Source organism: Acinetobacter sp. YH12218 (genome assembly GCF_013417925.1).
Classification (GTDB): Bacteria; Pseudomonadota; Gammaproteobacteria; order Pseudomonadales; family Moraxellaceae; genus Acinetobacter; species Acinetobacter amyesii.
Map to the genome: position 1 here is coordinate 1 of NZ_VPDB01000100.1, position 7,894 is coordinate 7,894.

The 7,894-nt window shown below is 41.6% G+C and carries 7 protein-coding genes and 1 pseudogene; 6 read left to right on the top strand and 2 right to left on the bottom strand.

Going from position 1 to position 7,894, the window contains the following annotated elements:
• Window positions 1-109, top strand: a pseudogene (locus FTV03_RS16355) (IS701 family transposase); the annotation flags it as partial.
• A 22-nt stretch (window positions 110-131) separates the two neighbouring features.
• Here the strand turns inward: FTV03_RS16355 and FTV03_RS16360 are convergent.
• A complete protein-coding gene (locus FTV03_RS16360) occupies window positions 132-1,262 on the bottom strand; it encodes a porin (RefSeq protein ID WP_180042234.1) in 1,131 nt (376 codons plus the stop codon).
• Between the two features lie 127 nt (window positions 1,263-1,389).
• Entirely contained in the window at window positions 1,390-2,676 is a 1,287-nt protein-coding gene (locus tag FTV03_RS16365; protein ID WP_180042236.1) for an MFS transporter, read from the bottom strand.
• 168 nt (window positions 2,677-2,844) lie between these two features.
• Here FTV03_RS16365 and FTV03_RS16370 point away from each other — a divergent pair, with 168 nt between their 5' ends.
• The 5 genes from FTV03_RS16370 (at window position 2,845) to putP (ending at window position 7,617) form a co-directional block, all read left to right on the top strand.
• Complete coding sequence (locus FTV03_RS16370) at window positions 2,845-3,480, top strand: 1-acyl-sn-glycerol-3-phosphate acyltransferase (RefSeq protein WP_180042238.1); 636 nt, start codon at window positions 2,845-2,847, stop codon at window positions 3,478-3,480.
• Between the two features lie 61 nt (window positions 3,481-3,541).
• Entirely contained in the window at window positions 3,542-4,465 is a 924-nt protein-coding gene (locus FTV03_RS16375; RefSeq protein ID WP_180042240.1) for a patatin-like phospholipase family protein, read from the top strand.
• A 99-nt stretch (window positions 4,466-4,564) separates the two neighbouring features.
• A complete protein-coding gene (locus FTV03_RS16380; RefSeq protein ID WP_180042242.1) occupies window positions 4,565-5,044 on the top strand; it encodes an NfeD family protein in 480 nt (159 codons plus the stop codon).
• 16 nt (window positions 5,045-5,060) lie between these two features.
• Window positions 5,061-5,915, top strand: a complete 855-nt coding sequence (locus tag FTV03_RS16385; protein WP_078189969.1) for an SPFH domain-containing protein — start codon at window positions 5,061-5,063, stop codon at window positions 5,913-5,915.
• 211 nt (window positions 5,916-6,126) lie between these two features.
• On the top strand, window positions 6,127-7,617 hold the full coding sequence (gene putP, locus FTV03_RS16390; protein WP_180042244.1) for a sodium/proline symporter PutP: 1,491 nt from the start codon (window positions 6,127-6,129) through the stop codon (window positions 7,615-7,617).
• The last annotated feature ends 277 nt before the right edge of the window (window positions 7,618-7,894 follow it).

Consider the following 7,894-nt stretch of genomic DNA (forward strand, 5'->3'; position numbering starts at 1 on the left):
AAATATATATCGTTGGCAGAAGAAATTATTTAGACCAATTATCAAAAACTTCATTGATGACTTTATTCTCGATAAAAATCATCTGCTACCACAGAGAATCTATAAATGATAGTGCGTAAGTCCTAAAAGTTTTAGAATTTAAATTCTAGACCTGTACCTAGAACAGGTTGTTCACTTTCATTCGAACCTTTTTCAAGTGCTAAGTAACCTGCATAACCATAAGCTTTCACTTGTTTGCTAAATGCATAATCCGCACCTGCAATGAATTGCTGAGCTTCGTAATCCTCACCTGCTTTATAAGTCGTGGTATTTTGACTATATTGTGCTTTTACTGTCCAAGCTTTTGCAGAAGGTAGATTGTATTCTGCGCCGACTAACCAACCTTGAGCATCATCAATATTTGCTGCTGCAACATCATTACCTTTAGCAGCCTCAACCTCTGATGTTTGATACAGTGCTTTGAGTGCCAAACCACCCTCAAGATTTACACGACCAATCGCACGAACGGTATTTGCTGCAGCAAATACTGAAGTTACTTTTCCATCTTTATCTAATGCAGGATGCACCTCAGGCGCGCTTGCATTTAAGATCCCTACACCACCAAAGTTCGATGGAATGGCTTTGTCATAGGCTAAACCTGCAACAACAACAGGGCTGTCATAGACAACAGACGCCGACCAAGCATCGCCAAGACCACGACCTGCAGTTTTTACTACACCTTTATCACTCTTGATTCCTGAAGACTCACCTGTTGCAAGCAATGCATTAACTTTAATTGCACCTTCAGCAATTTTAAAAGCTGGTGATTCATAGACAACAACGTTATCTACACGGTTTTCACCCGTCATGATGCCTGTAACATCAGCACGGTTACCCACGTAGTTGTTGAATGTATCAACCGGACTAGACAATTGTTTTAATGGTGTATCATGTGCACCGACTTTCAATGTACCAAGTTTCGCATCTTTCAAACCAACGAAGCGGTTACGCTTAGACCAGTCATCGCCTTCGCCGTCTGAGTTAAATGCCCATTCAATTGCATAAACTGCGCTTAAACGGTCAGTCAGTTTTTCATCGCCCTTTAAACCCAAGAAAGAACTGTTTGAACTGATTTCAACAACATCTTTGTCTGAAACACCCGTTTTATTATCTTCAGGTAAATAATCAACAGACGCATCAATTTCACCGTAGAATGTTGGTGCTGCAAAGGTTGACCCAGCCAAAAGGCTCAATGCGATAGCCGCTGCTAACTTAGTTTTCATCAAAAATTTTCCTTAAATTATTTTGTAACAGATATTACACACGCGAAACATATTACAAAATTATTAAAATAATATTTGCATTGCTCTTTTAGTGCTTTAGCTGATAAAAAACAACCAAAATCATGATTTAGAAGTGATTTTGGTCATTTTTTGATGCTTTTCCCCAAAATAGAATCGGGACTAAGCTCAATGCAGCCAAACCTGTGATCCAAAATAAATAAGTGCTATAACCCAACTGATCGGCCACTATGCCACTGATGCTATACAGCCCCCCACTCACCGTAGCCATAATGGCAACCTGAAATGTAAAGTCCGTTGCTGCAAATGCTTTACGACTATATTGCATCACCAAAGTCAGCATGATCACGAGCAGCATGGCTGAAATCATGTCTTCGGCAGCATTGATCCCATAGATCAGCCATTCATGGACGGGCCGTTTTGCCTCGAACTGCAAAGCCAGCCATGCATAGGCCAATAAACTGAATATTTTCAATACCGAATAGAAAACCAAGGCTTGCGCCCGAGAAATATACTTCAAGCTAAGACCAGCAAGCCCCGCCCCAATTAAAGCAGCCACTGCACCTAGCATGGTGACATACAGACCAATTTGACTAAAACTCAATCCTAAATCGACCATCAGTGGCTTAAGTAAAGGACCTGCTAGACCATCTGCAAGCTTAAAACTCAATAAGATCATCAGCCACAGTGTGAGAGTTTTAGTTTGAGTAAAATAAGTCAGATACTGGCGAATGGCGTAGAACAAGCCTGAAGTATGTTTATGGTTGTTATCATTCTCTGGACTAGATTTTATGTTGATTGGTGGCTTTGAAGGTTCTCGATACAGAAAAATAGGAATCGTATTGATGAACACCAATGCCGCTAAAAACAGAAAGGTGGCTTGCCAATCCAACCAATCCAAGGCCCAAAGTACAGCGCCACCACCGACAATAAAGCCGAGTCTTGAACCAATCACCTGAAAGGTATTGCCCCAGTGCTGTTGGTCAGTTTTTAAAATATTGACAGCCAATCCATCCGTTGCAACATCTTGAGTTGCACCGACCAAATTCATACTGAGTAAAGCCACAAAAAACAGCAGCAAATACATTGGTTCATTCAAGCTTTGGATCGGCAAAAAAGACAGGAAGACCAAGACCACCACGGACAACAACTGCATTGGAATAATCCAACTCCGATAGTGCCCTTTGGACCTTGAACCATGTCGATCAATCCACGGTGCCCAAAAAACTTTGATCGACCATGGCAGCATGAGTAATCCAAAGCCACCAATATGTGCCAAAGATACACCTTGCGCTCTTAAAATCACTGGTAAAGCATGCGTCATAAAACCGACAGGTAACCCTTGCGCCCAATATAAGGAAAACAGTAAAAGATAGAGCTGACGAAGCTGGATCATAAGTTCCTAAATGTTGAATGCGCTGAAGTTACATTTAGAGTAGTCAAAATACGGCTATTTTGCCAATGATCTAAAAAAATCATCGACCTAAGATAAGGTCAATGCTGATGCCATACTTTTAAATGTGCATCGCATCGAAAATGGATTTCACCTATATAAGAATATGCAATGAATCAAAAGACTCAATTATTTCCGGTTTTGCCCGATCAAGTCCCATCACGTGGTTCCACCCTGAGCCGCGCAATTTTTAAAAAACTTTTTTTGGCACAAGGATGGAAATTTGACGGCGAATTTCCCAACCTTGCCAAAGCTGTAGCGATCATTTCTCCGCATACTTCTAATATAGATGCATGGCATGGTTTTCTCGCCTTGCTTGGGATCGGGATAAAAATAACCATTTTTGGTAAAAACACCCTTTTTGATACTCCCTTAAAACCACTTTTGGATTGGGTCGGCGTGATCCCAGTACAGCGTGAAAATCCACATGGACTGACACGTGAAATTGCTGAGATTGTCCAAGCGACAGATCAAATTTGGATTGGAATGGCACCTGAGGGAACACGAAAAAAAGCCGATAAAATCAGGAGTGGTTTTTACTATATTGCCTATGAAACACAGATTCCTATCGTGATGTTTAGCTTTGATTATGCAAAGAAAACCATTCATTGCTTGGGTGTTTTTGAACCGAGTGGAGATTTTGAAACTGATCTCGAAAAAATTTTGAAGATATATGACGGGAAATTTTCCCCGAAAAATCCCGAATGGTTGGCCTTGCCGTTACAAAAGCACTGGAAAAAGCCCTAGTCAAATGGCTATTTTTTTGATGTGATGTGCACTTTGTATATTTAACCATCAGATTTCACCCATGAAACTTTTGCATTACCTGATTCCTAGCCTCTTCGTATTAGCACTCGCTGGCTGTGATTCCGCAACCAAAACGCCTGCAACCACGACACCTACACCTGCCAAAGCACGTGAACCGGTGATCGCGATTGCGCTCGGTGGCGGCGGTGCCAAAGGTTTTGCTCATATTGGTGTGCTTAAAGTGCTCGAATCGCACGGTATTAAACCTAAAATTGTGACTGGGACCAGTGCGGGTAGTTTTGTCGGTAGCTTGTACGCCAGCGGTAAAACACCTTATCAAATGCAGCAATTGGCCCTGAACTTTAAAGAGTCCGATATTCGTGACTTAACCTTAAATAGCCAAGGCATTATTCAAGGGCAAAAACTGCAAGACTTTGTTAATAAAAACGTCGGCAATAAATCGATTGAACAATTTCCAAAACGCTTTGCTGCTGTAGCCACCCGTTTGGATAATGGCAGTAAAACTGAATTTAATCGTGGTAATGCAGGCCAAGCGGTACGTGCATCGTGCAGTATTCCGAATGTATTTGTACCTGCGACCATTGCAGGGGTGAAATATATCGATGGTGGCTTAGTCAGCCCGATTCCGGTGAAAACCGCACGTGATATGGGAGCAGATATTGTGATTGCAGTTGATATCTCTGCGCGTCCTGACGGTAGCAAAGCCGTAAGCATGTTTGGTTTACTCGATCAAACCATTAACATCATGGGACAACAAAGTATTAATGAAGAACTGAAAAATGCCAATTTCGTGATTCAACCTAAAGTAGGACATATTGGTACACTCGATTTAAAGTCGAGCAATGCAACGATTTTAGAAGGTGAAAAAGCCGCACAGCTCAAAGTGAATAGCATTATTAAGGCGATCGATAACTTTAAACAGTCTCCTGCGGCCTTTAAACCAGCACCAAAAGCGAAAATATAATTCAACGATTTTTTTTATATTCATTGAGTTATACATCTGCTACATTGATATAGATACTGGTTCATCTATATCAATTCACCCTTATATAAGAGTAGATGTATGGAATTTATTTTAGAACCTTGGCACTGGTTTGTATTGGGCGTCGCTTTGATGCTTTTTGAACTGATTTTGCCGTCTTTTGCTGCGCTCTGGTTTGGCGTTTCCGCAATTTTGGTTGGGATCTTATATTGGATCTTTCCATCCATGGACTTTAATGTGCAAATTGTGGTTTGGATTATTTTTGCCGTGCTCTGCACATTTTTGTGGTTCAAATTTATTAAGCCTTTATCCATTGATAAAACCAAAGCTGGTCTGTCCCGTGAAGCGACGATTGGCCAAGTGGGTATGGTGATTCAAACCCAGCTCAATCATGGCAGCGTTAAAGTTCGCTTCCCGATGCCTGTTTTAGGTTCAGACGAATGGCATTGCCGTACCCAAGATGCACTTCAAGTCGGTGATCGCATTCGCGTGACCGATATTTTAGGCAATGATTTAGTCGTCCAACTGCACAGCAGCAACCACCCCGCTGACAATCCATAAATAAGTGAGAAATGACATGTCTGGTGTTTCTATTGTTTTTTTAGCGCTCTTAGTTTTTGTAGCCGTCACCATTTTTAAAGGTGTTCGTATTGTTCCCCAAGGTTATAAATGGATTGTTCAGCGTTTAGGTAAATACCATACCACGCTCAATCCGGGACTGAACTTTGTGATTCCGTATGTCGATGAAGTGGCGTATAAAGTCACAACCAAAGATATCGTGTTAGATATCCCCTCTCAGGAAGTGATCACACGTGACAACGCGGTACTGCTGATGAATGCTGTGGCTTATATCAATTTAACCACACCTGAAAAAGCAGTTTACGGTATTGAAAACTACACATGGGCGATTCAAAACTTAGTTCAAACCTCTTTACGTTCAATTGTCGGTGAAATGGACCTCGATGATGCACTGTCATCGCGTGATCATATTAAGGCTAAACTTAAAGCTGCTATTTCTGACGATATCTCTGACTGGGGTATTACGCTTAAAACTGTAGAAATTCAAGATATTAAACCTTCTCATACCATGCAAGCGGCAATGGAAGAGCAAGCTGCCGCTGAACGTCAACGTCGTGCGACAGTGACCAAGGCAGACGGTGAAAAACAAGCGGCTATTTTGGAAGCGGATGGTCGTTTAGAAGCTTCTCGTCGGGATGCAGAAGCTCAAGTGGTACTGGCAGAATCTTCACAGCGTGCAATTGAAATGGTGAGTTCAGCCGTCGGCGATAAAGAAATTCCAGTTGCGTACTTACTGGGTGAACAATACGTTAAAGCCATGCAAGATATGGCTAAATCTAATAATGCCAAAACTGTGGTATTACCTGCGGATGTACTCAACACCATTCGTGGTGTGATGGGACGTAATAACTAAATCTTCACATTAATAAAAATGGGTCGTGACATACGGCCCATTTTTATGCCCAAAACAAAAAAGAAGGCAAAGTTTGTGAATTTATGTTTAAATTTCACGTTATTTTTTTGACGTTTTAGGACTTATCGTTCGATTTCACCTACTTGGCTTAGGCAAATCCCATTGAGTCCCCTAATTAAACGCAATTGTCCAACGCCAAAGCGGATACCGTATGAGCTCCCTGAATCCCACCCTAATTACCTTTCTCTTTTATATTGTCGCCATGGTCGTGATCGGTTTACTTGCATACCGTGCGACCAGTAACTTTTCTGACTACATTTTAGGTGGCCGCCGATTAGGGAGCTTTGTCACTGCCCTTTCTGCAGGTGCATCGGATATGAGTGGTTGGTTGCTCATGGGTCTTCCGGGGGCGATTTACCTTTCAGGTTTATCTGAAATGTGGATTGCAATTGGTCTGATCATCGGTGCTTGGCTCAACTGGCTACTTGTGGCAGGTCGTCTCCGTGTACATACCGAAGTTCAAAATAATGCCTTGACCCTACCTGACTATTTCTCAAATCGTTTTAACGATCAAAAGAAAATCTTACGTATCGTGTCTGCTGTGATTATTTTGATTTTCTTCGCAATTTACTGTGCTTCAGGCATGGTTGCAGGCGCTCGATTATTTGAAAGTATGTTTGGTATGTCGTATAGCACTGCGCTTTGGATCAGTGCCATTGCAACGGTGAGCTATGTGTTTATTGGTGGCTTCCTTGCTGTCAGTTGGACCGATACCATTCAAGCGGGCTTTATGATTTTTGCCTTGCTACTTACCCCTATCGTGGTCATGTTGTCATTCTCTGATTTAAGCCAGTTCACTCTGGCACTAGAAGCGGCACGCCCTCAAGCGATGAATGTATTTGCTGACTTAAGTTTTGTCGCAATCATGTCTTTATTGGCATGGGGCTTAGGCTATTTTGGTCAACCGCATATTTTAGTGCGCTTCATGGCAGCTGATTCTGTTAAATCGATTCCCAATGCACGCCGTATTGGTATGACATGGATGACACTCTGCCTCGGTGGCGCAGTTGCAGCAGGCTTCTTCGGTATTGCTTATTTCCAACAGCATCCAGAACTAGCAGGTATCGTTACAGCAAACCCTGAAACGGTCTTTATGGAATTGACTAAAATTCTATTTAACCCATGGGTTGCAGGTATCGTATTGGCTGCGATTTTAGCTGCGATCATGAGTACCTTAAGCTGTCAGCTTTTAGTCTGCTCAAGTACATTAACTGAAGACTTTTATAAATCATTCTTACGCAAAAATGCTTCACAAAAAGAATTGGTTTGGGTCGGCCGTATTATGGTGTTAATGATTGCGTTGCTTGCGATCTATATGGCGGGTAATCCTGACTCTAAAGTCCTTGGTCTCGTCGCATATGCATGGGCAGGCTTTGGTGCTGCATTTGGCCCACTGATTATCATGTCATTGTTCTGGAAACGCATGACACTCAATGGTGCTTTAGCAGGTATGGTGGTTGGTGCTGTTATGGTTATTCTATGGAAAAACCTCTGGGGCGACACAGGCGTTTATGAAATTATTCCGGGCTTCATCTGCTCACTACTTGCAATCATCATTGTGAGCTTAATGGGCAAAGCACCATCTGCCGAAGTCACTGAAAAATTTGAAGAAGCAGATCGTATCTATAAAGAAAGTATTTAAGACCAATAGCACTTAAATTTAAGCTCTAAGTTTTAATATCTGCAAAAAAGGACGCCTAGCGTCCTTTTTTGTTTTTTATCATGTCATCCATTTTGATATTACTTAGATGTTTATTCACATCTGTCCCAAATGTACAAAATATAAAAATGCCCTTTGTACACGACAAAAAAAGATAACTCATTGAAATAATGGCATAATACTTGTTTTCTGACGACGAATATGATGACACATTTCAATGAGTTACATCTCATCTTAAACAAATATCTAAAGTGGAACA

Coding starts and splice junctions, on each gene's coding strand:
- FTV03_RS16375 (WP_180042240.1), top strand. CDS start 3,542: ATGAAACTTTTGCATTACCTGATTCCTAGCCTCTTCGTATTAGCACTC.
- FTV03_RS16380 (WP_180042242.1), top strand. CDS start 4,565: ATGGAATTTATTTTAGAACCTTGGCACTGGTTTGTATTGGGCGTCGCT.
- FTV03_RS16370 (WP_180042238.1), top strand. CDS start 2,845: ATGAATCAAAAGACTCAATTATTTCCGGTTTTGCCCGATCAAGTCCCA.
- putP (WP_180042244.1), top strand. CDS start 6,127: ATGAGCTCCCTGAATCCCACCCTAATTACCTTTCTCTTTTATATTGTC.
- FTV03_RS16365 (WP_180042236.1), bottom strand. CDS start 2,676: ATGATCCAGCTTCGTCAGCTCTATCTTTTACTGTTTTCCTTATATTGG.
- FTV03_RS16385 (WP_078189969.1), top strand. CDS start 5,061: ATGTCTGGTGTTTCTATTGTTTTTTTAGCGCTCTTAGTTTTTGTAGCC.
- FTV03_RS16360 (WP_180042234.1), bottom strand. CDS start 1,262: ATGAAAACTAAGTTAGCAGCGGCTATCGCATTGAGCCTTTTGGCTGGG.